Origin of the sequence: Xanthomonas arboricola pv. juglandis (assembly GCF_001013475.1) — a bacterium.
In the GTDB taxonomy this organism is placed as follows: domain Bacteria; phylum Pseudomonadota; class Gammaproteobacteria; order Xanthomonadales; family Xanthomonadaceae; genus Xanthomonas; species Xanthomonas arboricola.
Genome location: NZ_JZEF01000001.1, coordinates 196,524 through 219,819, shown reverse-complemented (window position 1 = coordinate 219,819; position 23,296 = coordinate 196,524). Strand labels below are relative to the sequence as shown.

The following is a 23,296-nucleotide window of genomic DNA, read 5'->3' as shown; positions in this document are numbered from 1 at the left end:
CGCGCTAAGCTGCCGTCACTATTTTGCGAATCTTGCGAATGCCCCAGTCGCCTCTCCCGCTCCGCCACCAGCTCGGCCTGCGCCTGCAGCGGCTGCGCCAGCGCCACGGCCTGACCCAGGCGGAGCTGGCGCGCCGGCTCGGGCTGTCGCCGAGCTACCTCAACCAGATCGAGCGCAACCAACGCCCCCTGACCCTGGCAATCCAGCAGCGGCTCAAGGCCGCCCTGGGCGATCTGGACGGCCTGCTCGACCTGGACGACCCGGCCGCGCTGGTCGAGCCGCTGGACGAATCGCTGCGCAGCCTGGGCCACAGCCTCTCGGCCGCAGAGCTGCGCGTGCTCACCGGCAACCTGCCGCAGGTGGCCCAGGCGCTGCTGGACCTGCACCGCGCTCACCAGCACCTGCTCGAGCGCACCGCCGCACTGGAAATACAGATCGGCGCCGACCACGCCACACTGCCCTCGCTGTCGCCGGGCGAGCAGGTGCGCGATTACTTCAACCGCGCGCACAACTATCTGCCGGAACTGGATGAGCGCGCCGAGGCGCTGTATGCCGAACTCGGCCTGACCTCGGACAACCTGCCGCTGCGGCTGCGCCAACGCCTGGCCGATCGCCACGGCCTGCTGGTGCAGGATGCGCCGGATCTGCACAGCGACAAGCGCAGTGTGGATACGCAGGCGCGCGTGCTGTGGCTGCCCGCGCATCTGCGCCCTGGCCAGCAGGCCTTCCAGATGGCCGCGCAACTGGCCTTGCTGGAATGCGCGCCCTTGCTCGACGCACGCATTGCCGATGCCGGCTTCGAAGATGCCGAGCGTATCGCGTTGTCGCGGATTGGGCTGTCGAACTATTTCGCCGGCGCGCTGGTGATGCCGTATGGCCAATTCCTGCGCAGCGCCCAGCGCTCGCGCTACGACATCGAATGGCTGGCCGATCGCTTCGGCGTCGGCTTCGAGGCGGTCTGCCACCGGCTCAGCACCTTGCAGCGGCGCGGTGCGGCCGGGCTGCCGATCTTCTTCATGCGGGTCGATCGTGCCGGCAACGTGTCCAAACGCCACTCGGCCACCGACTTCCACTTCTCGCATGTCGGCGGCGCCTGCCCGCTGTGGATCGTCTATGAGGCCTTCAACCAGCCCGACCGCATCCTGACCCAGATCGCGCGCATGCCCGATGGCCGGCGCTACTTCTGGCTGGCGCGCCAGGTCAGCAGCGGCGCGCCGGGCTACGGCCGCCCGCGCAAGACCTTTGCGTTGGCGATGGGCTGCGACCTGCGCCATGCCGATCAACTGGTGTATGCGCGCGGCTGGGATCTGGACGCGGTGGACGATGCGGTGCCGATCGGCCCGGGTTGCCTGACCTGCGAACGCAACGACTGCGTGCAGCGCGCCTTTCCGGCACTGCCCCGGTTATCTACCAGCGCGCGCTAGGCCGAGACCCGGGTCCGTCGCGTCCACCAGGCAACCTTGGTTCCCGGTACCGGCAACTCACGCCGCAACTGTGACCAGGCAGACGCTACCGCTGCACTGCAGCATTCCAACGCGAGATAGCTCCCGCAAAATGCTTCATTGGAATGGAATGGCTTGCGCTTCTACCCTGAAGCGGACACATGCAGGACAGGGGGACGTCAAGGCGATCGACCATCGTCGCAGCGTCACGCAAACGATCAGTCAGCTCCACACCGCAGCAACCGCCATGCCCGCGTTGGACACGCCAACGCGCAGCCGCGCCACAGCGCCGCACCAGCGGCCACTATTTCATTCGGTAACTTTGTCCTGGGAGGGATCAAACGATGCCCGTTCACCACACCGGCCACCTGGCCAGCCGGCGCCTGCGCCGCACCCCCGTGCGCGACGTCCTCTGCACCACCATCGCCTGCGTGCTGGCCACCGCGTTCAGTGCGCAGGCACAGGACAGCGCGCCTGCCGCGCAGCCGGCCACTGACGCCACCACCAGTGCTGCGCCGCCGGTCACGCTCGACAACATCACCGTGATCGGCCAGCGCGCCAGCCTGAACCAGGCGGTGCAGGCCAAGCAGATGTCCGATCACGTCATGGAAGTGATCTCTGCCGACAACATGGGTCAGATGCCCAACGTCACCGTGGCCGAAGCGCTGGTGCGCCTGCCCGGTGTCAACGGCACCCGCGACCGCGGCAACGAGAGCCTGGCCACCGTGCGCGGCCTTGGCCCGCGCATGACCATGGGCACCGTCAACGGGCGCGAAATCGCCTCCTCCGAACCCAATCGTGCAGTGCGCTGGGAAGTGTTTCCCACCGAGATCGTCTCCACCGTCAAGGTCTACAAGACCCAGTCGGCGGACCTGGTCGCCGGCGGCCTTGCCGCGACGGTGGACATCTCCACCATCAGCCCGCTGGACTACACCGGCCCGGGCTTTGTCGGCACCGCCGGCCCGGTGTTCTACGACCACGCCAAGGACGTGGACGGCTATTCCCCGTGGGGCAGCCGCTTCGGTGCCAGCTGGGTGCACCACATCAACGACAACCTGGCGGTTGCGCTGGGTGCCACCTACCAGAAGCAGAAGAACTCCAACTCCTCGATCGGCAGCTGGGGCTATACCGATGCCACCACCTCGCGCGATGTGGATGGCGACGGCCGCGTAGACCCGACCCCGTTCGGCGCGGCCGACCAGCTCAAGCTCACCGAGCAGACCCGCACCGGTGCGATGGGCACGGTGCAATGGCGCTCGGGCAACTTCGAGTTGAAGTTCGACGGCCTGTATTCGCGTATCGAGATCGACGAGGACCAGTTGCAGAACTGGTTCAACGGGCTGGCCTACAGCACCTTCTCGACCGGCGCCAATCCGTACACCACGCCGGGCTCGTCCTACACCATCGTCGATGGCGATGTGGTGGCCGGCACGCTGGCCAACTCGAACCTGCAGGTCGACCATGTGGTCAGCCACTACAACGAGGTCAAGACGCTCACCGCCGGCGGCCTCAACGCTAAATGGAGCGGCGATGTGTGGACGCTGGGCAGTGACCTGTCGTTCTCGCAGGCCAAGCGTGACAACACCTGGCAGGCGGTGCGCTTCGGCAGCAACCCGGACACCGTCTCGTTCGATTTCCGCCGCAGCGTCACCCCCACCATCAGCACCAGCTCGGACACGCTCGAGTGGGGCATCGCCGGCCAGACCGAGCCGCAGGGGCTGCGCGACAAGATCGCCGCGCTGGTGCTCAACGCCAGCCGCCCGGTCGATACCGCGGCGTTCACCTCGCTGGAATTCGGCGCACGCGCCGCGCGCCGCGAGAAGCAGAACCGCCGCTTCATCAGTAACCAATCCGGTTACGACCAGCCGATCTCGGCGTACCAGGGCCTGATCTATCCGGTCACCATGCCGGACTTGAACGTGCCCACGCTGACCGGCGGCAACATGGATGCCATCGCCCAGATCGGCTTCGGCGGTTTCGACCCGGCCACGCTCGACGAGCAGTTGCTCGACCACTGGAACGTCAAGGAAGACGTGCGCGAAGCCTTCGCCAAGGCGGTGTTCAGCTCGCAGCTGTTCGGCACCGATGTCACCGGCAACATCGGCGTGCGCCTGGTCAACACCAAGACCACCAGCGACGGCTTCGATTCGGTCGGCACCACCGTGCAGGCCAGCAGCGATAGCAAGGAATACACCGACGTGTTGCCCAGCGCCACCGTCAACTTCCTGATCGACGATCAACGCATCCTGCGTTTTGCGGTGGCCAAGGTCATCGCACGTCCGCCGCTGGACGAGTTGCGCACCGGCCGGCGCCTGGATGACCCCAACGTCACCGTCGGCCAGCTCACCGGCAGCGGCGGCAACCCGCAGCTGGATCCGTTCAAGGCCACCCAGGTCGACCTGTCCTACGAGTGGTACTTCCACAAGGAAGCGCTGGCGGCGATTGCGGTGTATCGCAAGGAAGTGGATTCGAGCATCGGCTACCGCACTGACCGCGAAGTGATCAACGGCCTGGATTACCTGGTCAGCGCGCCGTTCAATGGTGGCGGCGGGCATATCAACGGTGTGGAACTCACCTTCCAGACGCCGTTCTACTTCATCCCGCACATGGAAAACTTCGGCGTCTACTCCAACTTCTCGCTGGTCGATTCCAACCTCAAGGAGTTCTCGCCGGAAGACAACCCGCTGCCGCTGAGCGGGCTGGCACGCAAGACCGGCACCTTCGACCTGTGGTACAGCAACGGCAGCTTCGAAGCGCGCGTGGGTTACAAGTACCACAGCCCCTACACCGTGGTGTACGGCTGGAATGCGGCGCGGCTGGCACGGTTGCAGAGCGAAGGCACGGTGGATCTGAGCCTGAACTGGCAGTACAGCAAGCAGCTCGGTTTCCGCTTCCAGGCCGGCAACCTCACCAACGAACCGCTGCGCGCCTACACCGACAACAAGCCCAACCGTCTGGCCAATCAGGACGACGGCGGCTATCAGGTGTTCGGCCGTCGCTACTCGCTGGAAGCGACCTACAAGTTCTAAAGCACCGCTGACACCGCTGCTGCACGCCTGCTCCACCACTGCGCGCGGTGTGCGCAATCGCCTACGTCGCTGACGTTGTGATTGCGCGCACCGCCCGCACGACGGCACCGCCGCATGCGGCAGGCTGTCACCCGCTCCGCGTTTCATCTGTCGAGGAATTGCATGCGCTCCACACGCCGCCTCTGGACGCCCGCGCTGCTCGCGCTGGCCATCTCCACCTTCGCACACGCCGCCCCGGCCCCCGCCACGTTGTATCTGGGCGCGGACCTGTCCTACGTCAACGAGATGGAGGAATGCGGTGTGCAATACCGCGAGAACGGCGTGGTCAAGGACCCGTTCGAACTCTTCCATGCGCACGGTGCCAATCTGGTGCGCGTGCGGTTGTGGAACGATGCCCGCTGGACCCGCTACAGCGACCTGTCCGACGTCAAGAAGACCATCGCACGCGCACGCGCGCAAGGCATGCAGGTGCTGCTGGACCTGCACTATTCCGACGACTGGGCCGACGGCGAAAAACAGCTGATTCCCAAGGCCTGGGCCAGCATCACCGACACCGATGAACTGGCGCGCACGCTCTACGGCTTCACCTACGACACGCTCAGCGCGCTCGACCGTGCCGGCCTGATGCCGGAGCTGGTGCAGGTCGGCAACGAAAGCAATTCCGATCTGATGGACAGCAAGCCGTGGGACAAAAAGCGCCCCATCGACTGGCAGCGCAATGCCAAGCTGTTCAACGCCGGCATCAAGGCGGTACGCGACATCGGCGCACGCTCGGCGATCAAGCCGCGGGTGATGCTGCATATCGCCCAGCCGGAGAATGTGGAACCGTGGTTTGCCGCCGCGACCAAGGCCGGCGTCACCGACTACGATCTGATCGGCATCAGCTACTACCGCAAGTGGTCGACCCAGTCGATGGCCGAGCTGGGCAGGACCATCAAGCGCCTGCGCGGCCGCTTTGATGCCGACGTGGTGGTGGTGGAAACCGCCTATCCGTGGACGCTGGACTCCGGCGACACCTCGCACAATCTGCTCGGCCAAGACTCGCTGATTCCCGGCTACCCGGCCACGCCGCAGGGCCAGTTCCGCTACATGGTCGATCTCACTCAGCTGGTGATCGACACCGGCGGCGCCGGCGTCGTGTACTGGGAGCCGGCATGGACCAGCAGCAGTTGCAAGACCCGCTGGGGCACCGGCTCGTCGTGGGAAAACGCAAGCTTCTTCGACTTCAAGCACGCCAATGAAGTGCTGCCGGCGATCGACTTCATGCGCCACCCGTATACCGGCGTGCCTGCAACGACAAGCAAGCCTGCTGCGGGCACGCAAGGCAACGCTGCGGATACCGACAAGAGGACCCAGCCATGACCGGCATCAATCGCCGCGAACTGCTGCGCGGCATGCTCGCCAGCGGCGTGAGTGCCGCACTCCCGGTCGGTACGGCCGGTGCGTTGCTGCCCGCCATCGCCGCTGCAGCACCAGCTGCAGGTAATACCGCCACGCCGCTTGCCGCGCTCGGCGATGCAGCCCTGGCACCACGCGAACGGCTGCTGTTCGACTTTGGCTGGCGCTTCCATCTGGGCCATGCCAGCGACCCAGCGCGCGACTTCGAGTTCGGTACCTTCCAGCGCAGCTTCGCCAAGGCCGGCAAGGACACCGCCACCGCCGCGCAACTCGCCTTCGACGACAGTGGCTGGGAACTGCTGGATCTGCCGCACGACTGGGCCGTCACCCTGCCCTTCCGGCAGGAACCGATCTCGGCCACCATCACCGAGGAAGATCCGGCCGCCGCGCACGGCTACAAACCGCTGGGCACGAGCTTTCCGGAAACCAGCGTGGGCTGGTATCGCCGCGTGCTGCAGATTCCCGCAGACGATCTGGGCAAGCGCATCAGCCTGGTGTTCGACGGCGTGTTCCGCGACTGCATCGTGTTCTGCAATGGCCACATCGTCGGGCGCAATGCCAGCGGCTATTGCGGCTTCGAGGTCGACCTCAGCGAGGTGCTCGACTACGGCAAACCCAACCTGATTGCGGTGCGAGTGGATGCCACGCTGGGCGAAGGCTGGTTCTACGAAGGCGCCGGCATCTATCGCCATCTGTGGTTGCACAAGACCGACCCGCTGCATCTGCCGCAGGACGGCGTATTCGTGCGCAGCACGCTGCAAGGCGCCACCGCCACCGCGCAGCTGTCCACCGAGGTGCGCAACGACGGCAGCGCCCCGCGCCAGTGCACGGTGCAGGCGCGCGTGACCGCCCCGGATGGACGCGTCGTCGCACAGGCAGCCAGCACCGCGGTCACCGTTGCACCCGGCCAGGTGCACCTCGTCGAACAGACCCTGCCGCTCGGCGAAGCGGCGCTATGGTCGATCGACACCCCGCAGCTCTACCGCCTGACCACCAGCGTGCACAGCGACGGCAAGGCGGTCGATGCGCTGGTCACGCCGTTCGGCGTGCGCACGGCCGTCTTCGATGCACAACGCGGCTTCCTGTTGAACGGTACGCCGCTCAAGCTGCACGGCACCAACAATCACCAGGACCACGCCGGCGTCGGCACCGCCGTCCCCGACAGCCTGCACGAATGGCGCCTGCGCCAGCTCAAGTCGATGGGCTGCAACGCGTACCGCAGCTCGCACAATCCGGCCACGCCCGAACTGCTCGCGCTATGCGATCGGCTCGGCATGTTCGTGATCGAGGAAACCCGCCGCATGTCCACCGACCCCGAGGCGATGGGCGAGCTGGAGACGATGGTGCGGCGCGGGCGCAATCATCCCAGCGTGATCCTGTGGTCGCTCGGCAACGAAGAGCCGCAGCAGGTCACCGAGCGCGGCGCGCGCATCGTCAGCCGCATGCAGCAACGCGTGCGCCAGCTCGATCCCACCCGCCCCACCACCTTCGCCATGGACAAGGGCTTTGGCGATGGGGTTGGCCAGGTCGTGGATGTGGTCGGCTTCAACTACCGCACCAGCCAGATGGATGGCTTCCACGCGGAATATCCGCATATTCCGATCTACGGCAGCGAAACCGGCAGCACCGTGTCGGTGCGCGGTAACTACCAGCGCGACGACGCGCGCGGCTACACCCGCGCCTACGACACCGACCACCCATGGTGGGCCAGCACCGCCGAAGCCTGGTGGAGCTATGTCGCGCAGCGCCCGTATATCGCTGGCGGCTTTATCTGGACCGGCTTCGATTACCGCGGCGAACCCACGCCCTACAACCGCTGGCCGAATGTCGCCTCGCAGTTCGGCGTGCTCGACAGCTGCGGGTTTCCCAAGGACAACTACTGGTACTACCGCGCGCAATGGACCAGCGAACCAGTGCTGCATCTGTTCCCGCACTGGAACTGGGACGGCCTGCTGCAGCCCGATGACAAGGGCCGCGTCCAGGTCTGGTGCCACAGCAATCTCGAAGCGGTGGAACTGCTGGTCAACGGCGTCAGCCAGGGCCTGCAGCAGGTGCCGGCCTATGGCCATGTCGAATGGCGCGTGGCGTACGCACCGGGCGTGATCGAGGCACGCGGCTATCGCGGCGGCAACTTGGTGCTCAGCGAACGCCGCGAGACGGCCGGCAAGCCGGCAGCGATCCGCCTGAGCTGCGACCGCAATGCAGTGCGCGCCGATGCCGAAGACGTGGCGGTGGTCAAGGTGGAGATCGTCGATGCGCAGGGCCGCCTGGTGCCGACCGCCGACAGCCTGGTGCAGTTCGCGCTGCGCGGGCCTGCGCGGTTGATCGGCGTGGGCAACGGCGACCCTGCCAGCCATGAGGACGACAAGGCGCCGCAACGCAAGGCCTTCAATGGACTGTGTGCGGCCCTGCTGCAGAGCACGCGCAGCGCCGGCAGCATCGTCTTGCAGGCCACCGCACCCGGCCTCGCCGCTGCCACCCTGCGCCTGGATGCCGACAAGGCCAAACCGCGCGCATCGGTGGCCTGACGCAGGTCGTAGCAGCGGCTGCAGTGATCATCAGGAACCATGTCGGCACCAACCGACCGCAGGACTGGGAGCCATGACCGGCTCCTGGCACAGTCAGTCGCCTGCGCCTGCGTGCGCAAGCGACAGGCAGTGGCGACACCCGCCCGGCCCACCGCCGCTAGGTCGCGCGACTGGATTGCTGGCGGGCCGGTTCACGCATCCGTGCTCCCTGCATCCGGCGCACGCGGAAAGTAGCGGCTGAGCTTTTCTTCCCACGCCTGGAACTGCTCAAGCGTGTAGGCATCCATCGGCCGCGGATCGGCGGCGACCGCCTTTTTCTGCGCCACATACGCGATGCGCTGGGACGACAGCTCGTCCCACGCCTTGCGCAGCATCACCGGGTCGGGATGCGAGACCATCATCGCTTCCAGCAGCGTGGCCTGGGCCACGCGTGCGGCCAGCAGGTCGCTGAGCGCCTCGGTCACGGCCTGCATCCACTCTTGCTGTTTCTGTTCCATACCCAACCGATCGCTTGCCCCATGCGCCGCGTACCATAGCGCGTCATCCGGAACGGCGGTGTGCAAGCACGGTTCAAGATTCAGGTCACCGCGTGCTGCGAACAGGTGATTTCTCTCTCGATCGCTTCGCCTGATCCATCTCATGCCCGCGACACTGCATCACCGCAACGATGTGCTCCCGCGCGGCGCATGGCGGCGCGGGAGCGCAAGCCTCATCGCAAGCGCGAGAACGCACCGATACCCGCGATCGCCAACCGGTCGGCGGGCACCGCCGTCTCCGCGAACGACAGCCGCAGGTAGCGGATCTGGCGGACCTCGGGGAAATTCAGGCGCTGGGTCGAGAGCGCATAAGCGATATTGGACAGCTCGCCGGCGCCAGCCGGCTGCCAGTGCTGCCCATCTTCGCTGGTTTCAGCGCGATAGCCCCTAGGCGGCGCCTCACCGTTCATCACCGTGCGCGAGGGCGTGAGGCTGAAGCCGGCAACCTGACGCAGCGCACCGAGGTCGATGGTCGCTTGTACGGGATGGCCCGGCGTAGGAGCGGGCGTGATCCAGATCGTGCTGGCATCGTCGTCGAGCAACGTGTCCGCCCCTGGCGCGCTGGCCTCGACGATTCGCCAGCCGGCCGTGGACAGCACGTCTGGCGCGTTCGTGGTCGGCCGCGCGACCCGCACCGGCGCGACGGCGCTGAACAGCGCGAATTCGCTGATCGCCGGGCACACCGGCGCCTCCAGCACGACCAGGCGCACCCGGCGTGCGGCTATCGGGCGATCCAGTCGCACGATGCGCTGTGCACCGATGCACTGCGCTTCGGCCAGCCGCCGCCATTGTCCATCGACCTCGGCTTCGACCGCGAAGCGGGTGACGCGCACGCCCAGCGGCAGATACTCGCGCAGCCGGATCAGGTCGAAGCTGTGCACCGCCGACAATTCCAGCGTCAGCGTCGGCGTGGTGACCTCGTTCGGCGTGGACCAGTAGCTGTCCGGCTGGCGGTCGAGGACGCGCGCCGGCTCGAACCCCGGGCCACGCGATGCGCTGGCACTGGCCCTGGCACCCTTGGCCAGATCGATGGCGAAGCTGGCGCGGATCGCGTCGCCGAAACTCTGCAGCACCGCCACATCGTGGTCGGGGATGCGGCCGCGTCGGTCGGGCGGAAGATTGAGGTTCATGTTGGTGCCGCGCGCGACCGAGGTGTCGAAATAGCGCACCAGGTTCTCCGGGCTGCGCACCTTGCCGTCTTCATCGGCATGGTAGAACCAGCCAGGGCGGATCGAGGTGTTGGTTTCGGCCGGCCACCACAGCGCCCCGCCGCGCACACCGGAATTGCCGTTTTCCTGGGTATACGGGGCATTGGGCATGGTTGGCCAGCTCGGATCGCCGGCGATACCGTCCTCGTTGCCGCCCCAGCGGATATCGGCGCCGAGCGGGTCGAAGGTGCAGGCCATCGGCTGGTGCCGATGCACCAGCTCGATCATCCGTGGCCAGTTGTAGTAAGCGGGCGCATCGATCTTGCGCGATTCGCGCGCTCCACCGTAGTAGCCGTCGCCGCCATTGGCGCCGTCGAACCAGAACTCGAACAGGTCGCCATAGCCTGTGCAGAGTTCGACGATCTGCTTGCGGAAATAGTCGAGATAGCCGGGACGCCCATACTCGGCATGATTGCGATCCCAGGGGGACAGGTAGATGCCGAACGCCAGGCCAGCGCGACGACACGCCGCTGCCATTTCGCCGACGATGTCACCCTTGCCGTTCTTGTAGGGCGAGTTTCGGATGCAATGCTCGGTCAGGCGCGTCGGCCAAAGACAAAACCCATCGTGATGCTTGGCCGTGAAAATAAGCCCTTTCAGATTGCCGGCCTTGGCAGCAGCAACAATCTGATCGGCTGAAAAATCGCTGGGATCGAATTTGCGCGGATCCTCGTCGCCGTAGCCCCATTCCTTGTCGGTGAAGGTGTTCATCGCAAAATGCACGAAGGCGTATTGCTCCCACCGATGCCAGCGCAGCTGTCGCGCACTGGGCACCGCACCCCACGGCGCGGGGCTGCTGGCGCGTGGCGTTTGCGCGATGCGAGCTGCCGAGGCACTGAAGCTGGCGGCGGCCAGCACACCCGTGGCAAGAAAGGTACGACGATCGATCATTAGCGCCTCCGACTTTGCACAAGTTTCGATCTTAGCTTTTCCAAAGGCGAAAGAGTCCCAAAACAACAGGCGGTTGGTGCAATGCACCGCACACACGCGGGCCTTTGCGCGGCGAGCGCCGAACAGCGTGTCAAGCAAGCCGGGCATGCGTCGTTTGACGGCTGATGGCCGCGCCGCACGCTGCGTTGTTGGTGCTCGCATGGCTGCATCTTGCGTACGCGAAGCGCGTTCCGCGAACAGAACGGACAATGGCTGGCCGACGACAACCAACAAGCACCGCACGACAGCGTCGGCGTGCCAACACCTGCAAGTTTTGGCATCAACATTGACCGTAGAGGTCTCATCTTGGCTGGTACTGACTTGCGGCAAGTCCATAGGTCATGACGTAGCGGCACGTGCTCGGGCTGACCGAGCCACACGCTCAGGGATCAGGACACCCAGCCGGCAGCCGTGCGCACTAGCGACGCTGTCGCGGAGTCATCTGCGACAGCGGCGGTATGCGTTGAGCGATCCGGCAATGGACGTGTGAAGGCCCCGGCCCGATGGCCAATCGCCCACTTGGACCCAGGGCCGGCACCCTCTCGACCGCCAGCGCAAGGATTTGTCGGTGGGTGGGCTTAAACTTGCATCCGCGCCGACGTGAGACGGCTCCTGGTTCCGTCGCAACATCCTGTGCCATTCCAACGCTTCGTCCGTTTCGTCGCAACATCGATTGATCTCGTTTGGAGGGTCGTCGCAACAGCCTCGCAACAAATCACCGTTACTCGCCGCAGGCGACCCTGATTGACCGCCACATCCCGGAAGAACATTTCTTGCAAAGCACTGATACAAAAGAAAAAACCAAGAACGCTAACGGGGCTGTAGAGCACACCCCGCTGATGAAGCAATTCTTCGCCGCCAAGTCGGACTACCCCGACCTGCTGCTGTTCTTCCGCATGGGCGATTTCTACGAGCTGTTCTACGACGATGCGCGCAAGGCTGCGCGGCTGCTCGACATCACCCTGACCCAGCGCGGCAGCTCCGGCGGTGCGCCGATCCCGATGGCCGGCGTGCCGGTGCATGCCTACGAGGGCTATCTGGCGCGGCTGGTGGCGTTGGGCGAGTCGGTGGCGATCTGCGAGCAGATCGGCGACCCGGCGCTGGCCAAGGGCCTGGTCGAGCGCAAGGTGGTGCGCGTCGTCACCCCCGGCACGGTCACCGACGAGGCGCTGCTGGACGAGCGCCGCGACACCTTGCTGATGGCGATCTCGCGCAGCAAGCAAGGCTACGGCCTGGCCTGGGCCGATCTGGCCGGCGGGCGTTTTCTGGTCAACGAAGTGGACAGCGTGGACGCGCTGGAAGCGGAGATCGCACGCCTGGAACCGGCCGAGCTGCTGGTGCCCGACGAAGACAACTGGCCGGAGTTCCTGCGAGGCCGCGTCGGCGTGCGGCGGCGGCCACCGTGGTTGTTCGACGCCGACAGCGGCCGGCGCCAGCTGCTGGCGTTCTTCAAGTTGCACGATCTGTCCGGCTTCGGCATCGACGACAAGCCCTGCGCTACCGCCGCCGCTGGCGCGCTGCTGGGCTATGTCGAGGAAACCCAGAAACAGCGGCTGCCGCATCTGACCTCCATCGCAATGGAAGTAGCCAGCGAAGCGATCTCGATGAACGCGGCCACGCGCCGGCATCTGGAGCTGGACACGCGCGTCGATGGCGACACCCGCAACACCTTGCTCGGGGTGCTGGACAGCACGGTCACCCCGATGGGCGGGCGCCTGCTACGGCGTTGGCTGCACCGCCCGCTACGCCTGCGCGAGGTACTGGTGCAGCGCCACCACGCGGTCGGCACGCTGATCGACAGCGGCGCCGATGCCGACGTGCGCGAGGCCTTCCGCGCGCTGGGCGATCTGGAACGCATCCTCACCCGCGTGGCGCTGCGCTCGGCGCGCCCGCGCGATTTTTCCACCTTGCGCGATGGCCTGGCGCTGTTGCCGAAGGTACGCGCGATCCTCGCACCACTGGATTCGCCGCGCCTGCAGACGCTGCACGCCGAACTCGGCGAGCACGATGCCACCGCGCACCTGTTGATCAGCGCGGTGGCGGACCAACCGCCGCTCAAGCTCAGCGACGGTGGCGTGATCGCCACCGGCTACGACGCCGATCTGGATGAGTTGCGCCGCCTGTCCACCAATGCCGATCAATTCCTGATCGACCTGGAACAGCGCGAACGCGCCAGCAGCGGCATCGCCACACTCAAGGTCGGCTACAACCGTGTGCATGGCTACTACATCGAGATCAGCAAGGGCCAGGCCGAGAAGGCCCCGCTGCACTACAGCCGCCGGCAGACCCTGACCAACGCCGAGCGCTACATCACCGAAGAACTCAAGAGCTTCGAGGACAAGGTGCTGTCGGCGCGCGAGCGCTCGTTGTCGCGCGAAAAACTGCTGTACGAAGGCCTGCTCGATGCACTCGGCAGCGAGCTGGAAGGTCTCAAGCGTTGCGCGAGTGCATTGAGCGAACTCGACGTGCTGGCCGGGTTCGCAGAACGCGCGCAGGCACTGGATTGGTCGCAGCCGGAGCTGGACAGCGCCCCCTGCCTGCACATCGAACGCGGCCGCCACCCGGTGGTGGAAGCGGTGCGCGACCAGCCGTTCGAACCCAACGATCTGGAGCTGCACGCCGACCGCCGCATGCTGGTCATCACCGGCCCGAACATGGGCGGTAAATCGACCTACATGCGCCAGAACGCCCTGATCGTGCTGCTGGCGCATATCGGCAGCTATGTGCCGGCCAGCCGCGCGGTGATCGGGCCGATCGACCGCATCCTCACCCGCATCGGCGCGGGCGACGATCTGGCGCGCGGGCAATCCACCTTCATGGTGGAAATGGCCGAAACCAGCTACATCCTGCATCACGCCACGCCGCAATCGCTGGTGCTGATGGACGAGATCGGCCGCGGCACCTCCACCTACGATGGCCTGGCGCTGGCCGATGCCGTTGCACGCCACCTGGCGCATACCAATCGCTGCTACACGCTGTTCGCCACGCATTACTTCGAGCTCACCGCGCTGGCAGACGAATCGCATGCCGGCGGTGCCAGCGGCATCGCCAACGTGCATCTGGACGCGGTCGAACACGGCGAGCGCCTGGTGTTCATGCATGCGGTCAAGGACGGCCCGGCCAATCGCAGCTTCGGCCTGCAGGTCGCCGCACTCGCCGGCTTGCCCAAGGCCGCCGTGACCCAGGCGCGTCATCGCCTGGCCGAACTGGAACAACGCGGCGGCGAAAGCCATGTCGCACAGATGGCGCCGGCCGCATTGGACGCCCCGCAACAGTTCGGCCTGTTTACCGCGCCCTCGTCCGCTGCGCAGGAAGCGCTGCAGGCGCTGGACCCGGACGAACTCACGCCCAAGCAGGCGCTGGAAGCCTTGTATCGGTTGAAGGCGTTGCTTTGAGTGCGGGGATTGGGAATTCGGGATTTGGGATTCGTAATAGCGCAGCTTGCTGCGCTTACGGATCTGTTACGGCGGCAAGGTTGGTTGGTCGTTTGAATGCTGGTTTTTAGGTTCGTCACGGTGTAGCTGCATGACTGATGCTTGCGGGCCTGATAATCCATTGGCTGTTGCAGGTTTGCGTGGTTGCCTGAGTGCTGCGCTGCGATAACGCTGCATCGCGCGGTGACGTGCAGCGCGCGGATTGCTCTGCTGCCGCGACGGGCGCACGCTGCGGCAACGTTTTGTCCAATTGGAGACACCCATGACCACGTCCGCCTCGTTGACCGATCAACTCGCCGCGCAGTTGCAAGGCCCGCAGTTACAGCAGCTCGCCAGCCGGCTCGGCATTGCGCCCGAGCAGGCGCAATCGGCGGTGCAGACCGCGCTGCCGCTGTTGATGGGCGCCCTGGGCCGTAACAGCCAGCAGGCCGGCGGTACCGATGCGTTGCTGGGTGCCTTGCAGCGCGATCATGCCGGCAGCCCGGACATCGGCAGCCTGTTCGGTGCGCTGCTGGGCGGCTCGGCCACCGGCGCGCAAGGCAATGGCGCCGGTATCGTGGGGCATCTGTTCGGCGACAGGGCGCCGCAGGCTGCCGCCGGTCTGGGCCAGGCCACCGGACTGGAAACCGGCAAGGCCAATCAACTGCTGCAGTTGCTGGCGCCCATCGTGATGGCCTATCTGGCCAAGCGCTTCCTCGGCGGCAATGCCGCTGCCAGCAGCCAGCTCGGCCCGGCCCTGGCGCAAGAGCAGCAGCGCGCCAGCAGCAACACCGGGATCAACGGCTTGCTGGGCAGCGTGCTGGATCAGGACGGCGACGGAAAGCTTGGACTGGGCGATGTCATGAAGCTCGGCGGCAGCCTGTTCGGCAAGCGCTGAGATCGCAGGCACAGGTCGGTTCGGCACCGGCGTGCCATCCATAGCGTCTCGCTATCGATATGGTTGAATAATTCGAATTCCCCAACCGATCGATGCTGCTTATCGTGTGCGCACGCCACCACGATGAGCCCGCCTGATGCGTCTGTCTGCCAGTCACAGTCTGCATATCGACCTATACCGGCGCCTGCAGGCAGGCGCTAGCATCGGCACACCCGGCGACCATTGTCGATAACCCCACGGCCGCATCTGCGCCTTCGATCGATGACCACCGCTGACGCATTGCCCACCTTTTCGATTCCACCAGCACGTGTCCGCAGTTTCGGCACACAGCTCCCCAAGTGCTCACGCACACAGGTATTGCCATGACAACCGAAGCAAAGTGCCCTTTCAATCACGCCGTCGTCGGTACCGGAACCACCAACCGCGATTGGTGGCCCAAGCAGTTGCGCGTGGACCTGCTCAGCCAGCATTCGAGCAAGTCCAACCCGCTGGGCCAGACCTTCAATTATGCCGAGGCGTTCAAGCGCATCGATCTGGCCGCGCTCAAGCAGGAACTGCGTGCGCTGATGACCGATTCGCAGGACTGGTGGCCGGCCGACTTCGGCCATTACGGCCCGCTGTTCGTGCGCATGGCCTGGCATAGCGCCGGCACCTACCGCATCGGCGACGGGCGTGGCGGCGGCGGTCGCGGCCAGCAGCGCTTCGCACCGCTCAATAGCTGGCCGGACAATGTCAGCCTGGACAAGGCGCGCCGCCTGCTGTGGCCGATCAAGCAGAAGTACGGCCAGGCGATCTCCTGGGCCGATCTGATGATCCTCACCGGCAACGTCGCGCTGGAAAGCATGGGCTTCAAGACCTTCGGCTTTGCCGGTGGCCGCGAAGACACCTGGGAACCGGATCAGGACCTGTACTGGGGCCGCGAAACCAAGTGGCTGGGTGGCGACGAACGCTATTCGCGTGGTTCGCCCGGCGTGGACGAAGCGCACGGCGTGCTGGTGAAGGACGACGACAGCGAAGTGCCGCACACCCGCGATCTGGAAAATCCGCTGGCCGCCGTGCAGATGGGCCTGATCTACGTCAATCCGGAAGGCCCGGACGGCAAGCCCGACCCGGTCGCCGCCGCGCGCGACATCCGCGACACCTTCGCACGCATGGCAATGAACGACGAAGAGACCGTGGCACTGATCGCCGGCGGCCACACCTTCGGCAAGACTCACGGCGCCGGCCCGGCCGACAACGTCGGTGCCGAGCCGGAAGCCGGCGAGTTGGAGAGCCAGGGCCTGGGTTGGCACAACCGCTACGGCAGCGGCAAGGGTGCCGACACCATCACCAGCGGCCTGGAAGTCACCTGGACCACCACCCCGGCGCAGTGGAGCAACGACTTCTTCGACCATCTGTTCAAGTTCGAGTGGGAACTGAGCAAGAGCCCGGCCGGCGCGCACCAGTGGGTGGCCAAGAATGCCGACGCCATCATTCCCGACGCCCACGATGCAGCGAAGAAGCATCTTCCGACCATGCTGACCACGGATCTGGCGCTGCGTTTCGACCCGGCCTATGAGGCCATCTCGCGTCGCTTCCACGAACACCCCGACCAGTTCGCCGACGCGTTCGCCCGCGCCTGGTTCAAGCTCACCCACCGCGACATGGGCCCGCGCTCGCGTTACCTGGGAACCGAAGTGCCGAGCGAAGAACTGCTGTGGCAGGACCCGGTGCCGGCCGTCGACCACCCGCTGGTCGATGCGCAGGACGCTGCCGCCCTCAAGCAGACCATCCTCGACTCCGGCCTGAGCGTGGCGCAGCTGGTGTCCACCGCGTGGGCATCGGCATCGACCTTCCGCGGTTCGGACAAGCGTGGCGGCGCCAACGGCGCACGCATCCGTCTGGCACCGCAGAAGGATTGGCAGGCCAACCAGCCCGAACAGCTTGCACAGGTACTGGGCACGCTGGAGCGCATCCGGGCCGACTTCAACGGCGCGCAGTCGGGCGGCAAGCAGATCTCGCTTGCCGACCTGATCGTGCTGGCCGGTAATGCCGCGGTCGAACATGCCGCACAGGCCGCTGGTCACAGCGTCACCGTGCCGTTCGCACCCGGCCGCACCGATGCCTCGCAGGAGCAGACCGATGTCGAATCGCTCGCGGTGCTGGAACCGGTGGCCGATGGCTTCCGCAACTACGCCAAGCAGCGCTATGCGGTGCCCGCGGAGGCGCTGTTGATCGACAAGGCACAGCTGCTGACGCTGACCGCGCCCGAGTTGACCGTGCTGGTCGGCGGCCTGCGCGTGCTCGGCGCCAACGTTGGCGACTCCAGCCATGGCGTGTTCACCACCCGCCCCGGCGTGCTGAGTAACGACTTCTTCGCCAACCTGCTCGACATGCGCACCGAGTGGAAGGCCACCTCCGAATCGAAGGAGATCTACGAAGGCCGCGACCGCAGCACCGGTGAAGCCAAGTGGACCGGCACGCGCGTGGACCTGGTGTTCGGCTCCAACTCGATCCTGCGTGCGGTGGCCGAGGTCTATGCCAGTGCCGATGCACAGGAGAAGTTCGTCCAGGACTTCGTCGCTGCCTGGACCAAGGTGATGCAGCTGGATCGTTTCGATCTGGCGTAAGTGGCAAGGCGCACGCCCTCGTGCGTGCGCCTCCAACTCTCTGTTGAAACTACACGCAAGAGATCGACTCGGCGCACTGAAGACGTCCATGGAGCGGCTGGTCTGCGGTTTTGCTGCAAGGCCCTTGCCCGCCCACCGTCGCGGGACACGCCGCAAGTACGTCCCTGTAGGCTCTTACGCGGCATCCATGCCGCGTAAGGTCCCGCGACGGTGAGCGGGCAAGGACCCGTCGAGATGGTCGGTGTGCCTGGTTAAGAGCAGAGCATGACGTGCGCTGGTTGGATACTGTGCGGCTTGCACCAACACCTCCACCACTCGACCGCTAGCCAGCCGGCAAGGTCTTATGAGCGGTTCTCAAGCTTCTGATCGATGGTTCTGCACCGGCTACATCGCGCACCACAACAGAAAACAGCGCTTCCCCCGCGATGGAGAAGCGCCGTTTTTATTAATTGAACAACATGACGGATGCCAAGGCGTTTCTTGTTTCCGTCAGTCGATTCGCAGCGAATAGCCCGCGCAGTGCTACAACGCGTCGATATCGCCCAGCGCGTTGATCAGCCGGCGTGCGCGCTTGTCCGGCTTGCCCTCGGGTGCGCGATAGCCGGTACGTTCGGCGGCGCGCTGCAGCCGCCATTGCGCCCGCGCCTCGCGTGAGGCATCGCTTTCCACGTACAGCGTCTGTGCGACCGGAGCCGGGCCGCGCACATCGCTCAGCGCGGCAACGGTGACTTCGAAGATTTCGCCGCCACGGTCGATGCGCAACTGCTCGCCGCTGCGCAGCGTGCGCGAGGGCTTGGGCCGCTGGCCGGCGACGTCCACCTTGCCGTTGTCCACCGCCGTCTTGGCCAGGCTGCGCGTCTTGAAGAAGCGCGCCGCCCACAGCCAGACATCCAGCCTGACCGTCGTCGCTTGTTCCACCAGTTGAGTCATCGCGTTGTGCTTGCCGTCGGGTCCAATGGGCTGCTGGCCGCTGCCGTGAGCGCCAATGTATCGGCGCGTCGCAACGGGCTGCGTTGAGCGGGAAATATCTGGGCAAGCCCGCTGTAACTCAAGCGTCGCTGCCGTCCAAATACAGCCTTCCTTTCACGCTCTGGCTGACTCATACAGACTGGTCCGCACAGCGTGCTCCGTGTCATCGGCCTGGCGGCTTCACGCTCCTGCGGCGGTTAGTACTTGCCTGGCGACAGCACGCCTCACACCTGCCAATGCTAGTGTTCGCAGCTTCCGCACCACGGCGCGCCTGCGATGCCCAAATCCGCTGTCCTGACCGAAGGCCCGATCGGCAAGAATCTGCTGCTGTTTGCGATGCCGATCCTTGCCGGGAACATCGCGCAATCGCTCAATGGCTCGATCAATGCGATCTGGGTGGGCCGCTACCTCGGCGAGGCGGCACTGACTGCGGCGGCCAATGCCAACAGCATCATGTTCTTCCTGATCGGCTCGGTGTTCGGCATCGGCATGGCCTCGGCCATCCTGATCGGCCAGGCGATGGGCGCGCGCGACATCGCACAGGCGCGCAAGGTCATGGGCACCAGCGCCAGTTTCTTCGGCGGGCTGTCGGCGCTGATCGCGGTGCTCGGCTGGTTTCTGGCGCCGCATCTGTTGACCGCGATGGGCACACCGCCGGCATCGCAGACGCTGGCCGAGGAGTACCTGCGGGTCATCTTCCTGGCGATGCCGCTGATCTATGTGTTTGCGTTCCTGTCGGCGGCACTGCGCGGTACCGGCGATGCCCGCACGCCGTTCCGCTTCTTGCTGGTGTCGGTGGTGCTGGACATTGTGTTCAACCCACTGCTGATCTTCGGTCTGGGTCCTTTCCCGGCGCTGGGCATCGCCGGTGCGGCCTGGGCCACGTTGCTGGCGCAGGCGGTGGCACTGGGCGGTTTGCTGCTGTATCTGCGCAGCAAACGCCATGTGCTGTGGCTGGGGCGCGCCGATCTGCACCTATTCCGCATCGCGCCGGCGATCCTGCGCGCGCTCATCGTCAAAGGCGTGCCGATGGGCCTGCAAATGGTGCTGATTTCGCTGGCCATGATCGCGATGATGACGCTGGTCAACGGCTTCGGTACCGACACCGCAGCCGCCTACGGCGCGGCGCTGCAGCTATGGACGTATGTGCAGATGCCGGCGATGGCGCTGGGCGCGGCGTGTTCGACGATGGCCGCGCAGAACGTGGGCGCCGGCTTGTGGACGCGCGTGGATGCGACCGCACGCACCGGCATCGTGGCCAACTTCCTGATGACCGGCGTGCTGATCGGGCTGCTGATCGTGTTCGATCGCTGGACGCTGGCGCTGTTCCTGCCCAGCGACAGCCCGACGCTGGAGGTGGCGCGGCATCTCAATCACATCGGTATCTGGTCGTTCCTGCTGTTCGGCGTGAGCTTTGTGGTTTCCGGCGTGGTGCGGGCCACCGGTGCGGTGATCCCGCCGCTGCTGATCCTGGCGTTCGGTCTGTGGGGCGTGCGCGTGCCGCTGGCGAATGCCTTGATTCCGTACCTGGGAGCCGACGGCATCTGGTGGAGCCTTCCGATCAGCTCGCTGTGTTCGATGCTGCTGTCGCTGGCGTATTACCGCTGGGGCGGCTGGCGCAAGGCACGCATGCTGACCACGCCGGCAGATCCTGCGGAACTGGCCGCCGCCGCCGAAGTGCAGGCGCATCCGGCCTCGCCGGTCGCCGATACCGCGCCCATCGCAGGCGCGCCGCAGCCCCGCCGGTACTGACGTCCGCTGGCCCAGCCGGGTAGCGCGCTGTCACACCGGCCGACATCACGCGCGAAAGCAGGAGCCGGACGCCGTGTTGGGATGATCCATGCCGCGCGGACGCTCGTGCGTAATCGGCCGGGCCCCACTGGCGCAACCGCTTACCGGCGCGCTACAGGGAGGTCCCGCCCACTGCGCAGCAACCGCGCGCTCACGTGCAAACCCATGAGCATCGCGTACGCACAACCGGCGAATCGCTAATCTCGATTCCCCAATCCCGATTTCCACAACGCAAACGGCCGCCCGAAGGCGGCCGTTTGGCAACAGCAGGGCAAGCCTGCCAGTGACTTACTCAGCCTTGGCAGCAGCCTGGCGAGCGGCCTTGGCCTGCGCAGCGGCGGCCAGATCTTCCTTGATGCGGGCAGCCTTGCCTTCCAGACCACGCAGGTAGTACAGCTTGCCGGCGCGCACCTTACCGCGACGCTTCACTTCGACCGAGTCGATGATGGCGCTGTGGGTCTGGAACACGCGCTCGACGCCGAAGCCGTGCGAGATCTTGCGCACGGTGAACGCGGAGTTCAGGCCGGCGTTCTTGGTACCGATCACGACGCCCTCATAGGCCTGCACGCGCTCGCGGTTGCCTTCCTTCACCTTGACGTTCACCACGACGGTGTCGCCCTGGTTGAACTCGGGAAGCTTGCGCTGAATCTGGGCGGCTTCGAAGTCAGCCAGGATGGTCTTGTTGAGTTTGCTCATAATGGGCACCGCGTGTCTGGTGATATTGGACCGGCAGTCGCCGCACGGCGATTGCTCGAGGTTCGTAGGAGGGCCAGACGCAAGGCTGGCCAGCAAGCCGCACATTATACCCCAACCAAAGTGGCAAGGGCTAGGGGTGAGCCCTTATTTCTCGTCGCCCGGAGCGAGTTCGCGGCGAAACTCGTCCAGCAGACGGCGATCGTTCTTGTCCAACCCGGCCTCATCGAGCAGGTCCGGGCGACGCAACCAGGTCCGGCCCAGCGACTGCTGCCGACGCCAGCGCGCAATTGCAGCGTGATTGCCCGAGCGCAATACCTCCGGCACATCGCCCCAGTCATGGGTCGATGGATGGCTGTAGTGCGGGCAGTCGAGCAGGCCTTGCGGGCCTTCGAAACTGTCCTGGGCTGCGGATTCGGCGTCGTTCAACACACCCTCCTGCAACCGCGTCACCACATCCACCAGCACCGCCGCGCCAAGCTCGCCACCGGACAACACGTAGTCGCCGATGGAGATTTCCATATCCACCGCCTGCGCCAGAAAGCGCTCGTCCACGCCTTCGTAGCGCCCGCACAGCAACACCATGCGTGGCAACTGCGCCAGCTCGCGAGCGAGCGGCTGGGTGAGCGGGCGCCCCTGCGGGCTGAGATAGATCACCGGCGCTGGACGCGCGTCTGCCGCTTGCACCGCGTCCAGGCAGGCCCGCAACGGCTCGATCAACATCACCATGCCGGGTCCGCCACCGAACGGACGATCGTCCACCCGGCGGTAATTGCCCTGCGCATGCTCGCGTGGATTCCAGCCCTGCAATTCCAGCAAGCCACGCTCCTGCGCCCGCCCGACCACGCCGAACGCCGCGCATTGCGCGATGAACTCGGGGAACAGGCTGATGACGTCGATGCGCACTGGGGAATCGGGAATCGGAAGTGGGGAATGGGTAAAGCAAGAGCGGAGCTGCGCGATGCGCCATTCCGGTCAGAAATCCGGATCCCAGTCCACCACGATCAGGTTGGCTTCAAAGTCGACCGACTTGACGAAATCCGGCAGCACGAACGGCACCAGCCGCTCGCGATCGCCGCGCACCACCATCACGTCGTTGGAGCCGGTGGAGAACAGGTGCGACACCGTGCCGAGCTTGACGCCTTCGACGGTTTCCACCTGCAGCTCTTCCAGATCCACCCAGTAATATTCATCGGGCTTGGGTGGCGGCAGCACGCTGCGCGCGACGTAAATCTCGGTTCCGTGCATGGCTTCGACGGTGTCGCGGTCGGTGACGTCGGGGAACACCGCAATCAGATTCTTGCCCTGATCGCGCCCACGTACGCCGCTCACGACCGATTCCTGCCCCGAGGGCGTCCGCACGATCCACGGCTGGTACCGGAAGATCGCACTGCGCGGCTCGGTCCAGGATTCGAGCTTGAGCTCGCCCTTGACACCAAAAGCGCCGACAATCCTGCCTAACAGGATGCGGCGCTCGGTCGGCTTCATCTGTGTCGACTCTGGGCCAGGCGGTGACGCCCGGCGCTCCAGGATCAGGCCGCAGCGGCCTGGGACTTGGATGCTTCGCGATACAGGTTACGCACCTTGTCGGTCAGCTGTGCGCCCTGGCCGACCCAATGGTCGACGCGTGCAACGTCCAGCACGACGCGCGGTTCTGCGCCCTGCGCAACCGGGTTGTAGTAACCCAGACGCTCGATGTTGCGGCCGTCGCGCGCGCTGCGCACGTCGGTCACGATGATGTGGTAGAACGGACGCTTCTTGGCGCCGCCGCGGGTCAGTCGAATCTTGACCATGGTGTCGTTTTCCTGAGTTGCCCAGTCGCCAGAGTGGCGCGGTAAGCCGGCGATTATAG

General features: G+C 65.7%; 15 protein-coding genes. 8 read left to right on the top strand and 7 right to left on the bottom strand.

Features of this window, described 5'->3' with window-relative positions; all coding sequences use genetic code 11:
- Window positions 1-38 precede the first annotated feature (38 nt).
- The 4 genes from XARJCFBP2528_RS00845 (at window position 39) to galA (ending at window position 8,397) form a co-directional block, all read left to right on the top strand.
- Window positions 39-1,424, top strand: coding sequence for a helix-turn-helix domain-containing protein (locus XARJCFBP2528_RS00845; protein WP_047124200.1), 1,386 nt, complete (start codon window positions 39-41; stop codon window positions 1,422-1,424).
- Between the two features lie 362 nt (window positions 1,425-1,786).
- Window positions 1,787-4,471 (top strand): TonB-dependent receptor, encoded by a 2,685-nt coding sequence (locus tag XARJCFBP2528_RS00840; protein ID WP_047124199.1) that lies wholly within the window; start codon window positions 1,787-1,789, stop codon window positions 4,469-4,471.
- Window positions 4,472-4,633: 162 nt separating this feature from the next.
- Entirely contained in the window at window positions 4,634-5,833 is a 1,200-nt protein-coding gene (locus tag XARJCFBP2528_RS00835; RefSeq protein ID WP_047124198.1) for a glycoside hydrolase family 53 protein, read from the top strand.
- On the top strand, window positions 5,830-8,397 hold the full coding sequence (gene galA / locus XARJCFBP2528_RS00830) for a beta-galactosidase GalA (protein ID WP_047124197.1): 2,568 nt from the start codon (window positions 5,830-5,832) through the stop codon (window positions 8,395-8,397). Before XARJCFBP2528_RS00835 ends, galA begins: the two co-directional genes overlap by 4 nt.
- Window positions 8,398-8,588: 191 nt before the next feature.
- Here galA and XARJCFBP2528_RS00825 read toward each other — a convergent pair whose 3' ends face one another.
- A complete protein-coding gene (locus XARJCFBP2528_RS00825; RefSeq protein WP_016903192.1) occupies window positions 8,589-8,894 on the bottom strand; it encodes a hypothetical protein in 306 nt (101 codons plus the stop codon).
- 212 nt (window positions 8,895-9,106) lie between these two features.
- Window positions 9,107-11,032, bottom strand: coding sequence for an alpha-L-fucosidase (locus tag XARJCFBP2528_RS00820; protein WP_047124196.1), 1,926 nt, complete (start codon window positions 11,030-11,032; stop codon window positions 9,107-9,109).
- 878 nt (window positions 11,033-11,910) lie between these two features.
- On the opposite strand from XARJCFBP2528_RS00820, the gene mutS reads away from it, so the two are divergent.
- From mutS to katG, 3 genes are all read left to right on the top strand, one after another.
- Window positions 11,911-14,466 carry a DNA mismatch repair protein MutS gene (gene mutS / locus XARJCFBP2528_RS00815; protein ID WP_374057750.1) on the top strand — a complete coding sequence of 852 codons (2,556 nt, stop codon included), beginning with the start codon at window positions 11,911-11,913 and terminating at the stop codon, window positions 14,464-14,466.
- A gap of 301 nt (window positions 14,467-14,767) precedes the next feature.
- Window positions 14,768-15,382: a DUF937 domain-containing protein gene (locus tag XARJCFBP2528_RS00810; protein WP_047124195.1), complete on the top strand. Its 615-nt coding sequence runs from the start codon at window positions 14,768-14,770 to the stop codon at window positions 15,380-15,382.
- Window positions 15,383-15,744: 362 nt separating this feature from the next.
- Window positions 15,745-17,991: a catalase/peroxidase HPI gene (gene katG / locus XARJCFBP2528_RS00805; RefSeq protein WP_047124194.1), complete on the top strand. Its 2,247-nt coding sequence runs from the start codon at window positions 15,745-15,747 to the stop codon at window positions 17,989-17,991.
- A gap of 522 nt (window positions 17,992-18,513) precedes the next feature.
- Here the strand turns inward: katG and XARJCFBP2528_RS00800 are convergent.
- A complete protein-coding gene (locus XARJCFBP2528_RS00800; protein WP_039528472.1) occupies window positions 18,514-18,921 on the bottom strand; it encodes an RNA-binding S4 domain-containing protein in 408 nt (135 codons plus the stop codon).
- A 315-nt stretch (window positions 18,922-19,236) separates the two neighbouring features.
- On the opposite strand from XARJCFBP2528_RS00800, the gene XARJCFBP2528_RS00795 reads away from it, so the two are divergent.
- Window positions 19,237-20,712, top strand: coding sequence for an MATE family efflux transporter (locus XARJCFBP2528_RS00795; protein ID WP_047124193.1), 1,476 nt, complete (start codon window positions 19,237-19,239; stop codon window positions 20,710-20,712).
- Between the two features lie 327 nt (window positions 20,713-21,039).
- Here the strand turns inward: XARJCFBP2528_RS00795 and rplS are convergent, their stop codons facing one another.
- The 4 genes from rplS to rpsP all read right to left on the bottom strand — a co-directional run bounded on the left by rplS (window position 21,040) and on the right by rpsP (window position 23,237).
- On the bottom strand, window positions 21,040-21,447 hold the full coding sequence (gene rplS / locus XARJCFBP2528_RS00790; RefSeq protein ID WP_005989873.1) for a 50S ribosomal protein L19: 408 nt from the start codon (window positions 21,445-21,447) through the stop codon (window positions 21,040-21,042).
- 144 nt (window positions 21,448-21,591) lie between these two features.
- On the bottom strand, window positions 21,592-22,350 hold the full coding sequence (gene trmD / locus XARJCFBP2528_RS00785; RefSeq protein ID WP_039520068.1) for a tRNA (guanosine(37)-N1)-methyltransferase TrmD: 759 nt from the start codon (window positions 22,348-22,350) through the stop codon (window positions 21,592-21,594).
- 69 nt (window positions 22,351-22,419) lie between these two features.
- Window positions 22,420-22,932 (bottom strand): ribosome maturation factor RimM, encoded by a 513-nt coding sequence (gene rimM / locus XARJCFBP2528_RS00780; RefSeq protein ID WP_016901486.1) that lies wholly within the window; start codon window positions 22,930-22,932, stop codon window positions 22,420-22,422.
- Window positions 22,933-22,976: 44 nt separating this feature from the next.
- Window positions 22,977-23,237, bottom strand: coding sequence for a 30S ribosomal protein S16 (gene rpsP, locus XARJCFBP2528_RS00775; protein ID WP_011036396.1), 261 nt, complete (start codon window positions 23,235-23,237; stop codon window positions 22,977-22,979).
- Window positions 23,238-23,296 lie beyond the last annotated feature (59 nt).

Coding starts and splice junctions, on each gene's coding strand:
- XARJCFBP2528_RS00845 (WP_047124200.1), top strand. CDS start 39: ATGCCCCAGTCGCCTCTCCCGCTCCGCCACCAGCTCGGCCTGCGCCTG.
- XARJCFBP2528_RS00840 (WP_047124199.1), top strand. CDS start 1,787: ATGCCCGTTCACCACACCGGCCACCTGGCCAGCCGGCGCCTGCGCCGC.
- XARJCFBP2528_RS00835 (WP_047124198.1), top strand. CDS start 4,634: ATGCGCTCCACACGCCGCCTCTGGACGCCCGCGCTGCTCGCGCTGGCC.
- galA (WP_047124197.1), top strand. CDS start 5,830: ATGACCGGCATCAATCGCCGCGAACTGCTGCGCGGCATGCTCGCCAGC.
- XARJCFBP2528_RS00825 (WP_016903192.1), bottom strand. CDS start 8,894: ATGGAACAGAAACAGCAAGAGTGGATGCAGGCCGTGACCGAGGCGCTC.
- XARJCFBP2528_RS00820 (WP_047124196.1), bottom strand. CDS start 11,032: ATGATCGATCGTCGTACCTTTCTTGCCACGGGTGTGCTGGCCGCCGCC.
- mutS (WP_374057750.1), top strand. CDS start 11,911: ATGAAGCAATTCTTCGCCGCCAAGTCGGACTACCCCGACCTGCTGCTG.
- XARJCFBP2528_RS00810 (WP_047124195.1), top strand. CDS start 14,768: ATGACCACGTCCGCCTCGTTGACCGATCAACTCGCCGCGCAGTTGCAA.
- katG (WP_047124194.1), top strand. CDS start 15,745: ATGACAACCGAAGCAAAGTGCCCTTTCAATCACGCCGTCGTCGGTACC.
- XARJCFBP2528_RS00800 (WP_039528472.1), bottom strand. CDS start 18,921: ATGACTCAACTGGTGGAACAAGCGACGACGGTCAGGCTGGATGTCTGG.
- XARJCFBP2528_RS00795 (WP_047124193.1), top strand. CDS start 19,237: ATGCCCAAATCCGCTGTCCTGACCGAAGGCCCGATCGGCAAGAATCTG.
- rplS (WP_005989873.1), bottom strand. CDS start 21,447: ATGAGCAAACTCAACAAGACCATCCTGGCTGACTTCGAAGCCGCCCAG.
- rimM (WP_016901486.1), bottom strand. CDS start 22,932: ATGAAGCCGACCGAGCGCCGCATCCTGTTAGGCAGGATTGTCGGCGCT.
- rpsP (WP_011036396.1), bottom strand. CDS start 23,237: ATGGTCAAGATTCGACTGACCCGCGGCGGCGCCAAGAAGCGTCCGTTC.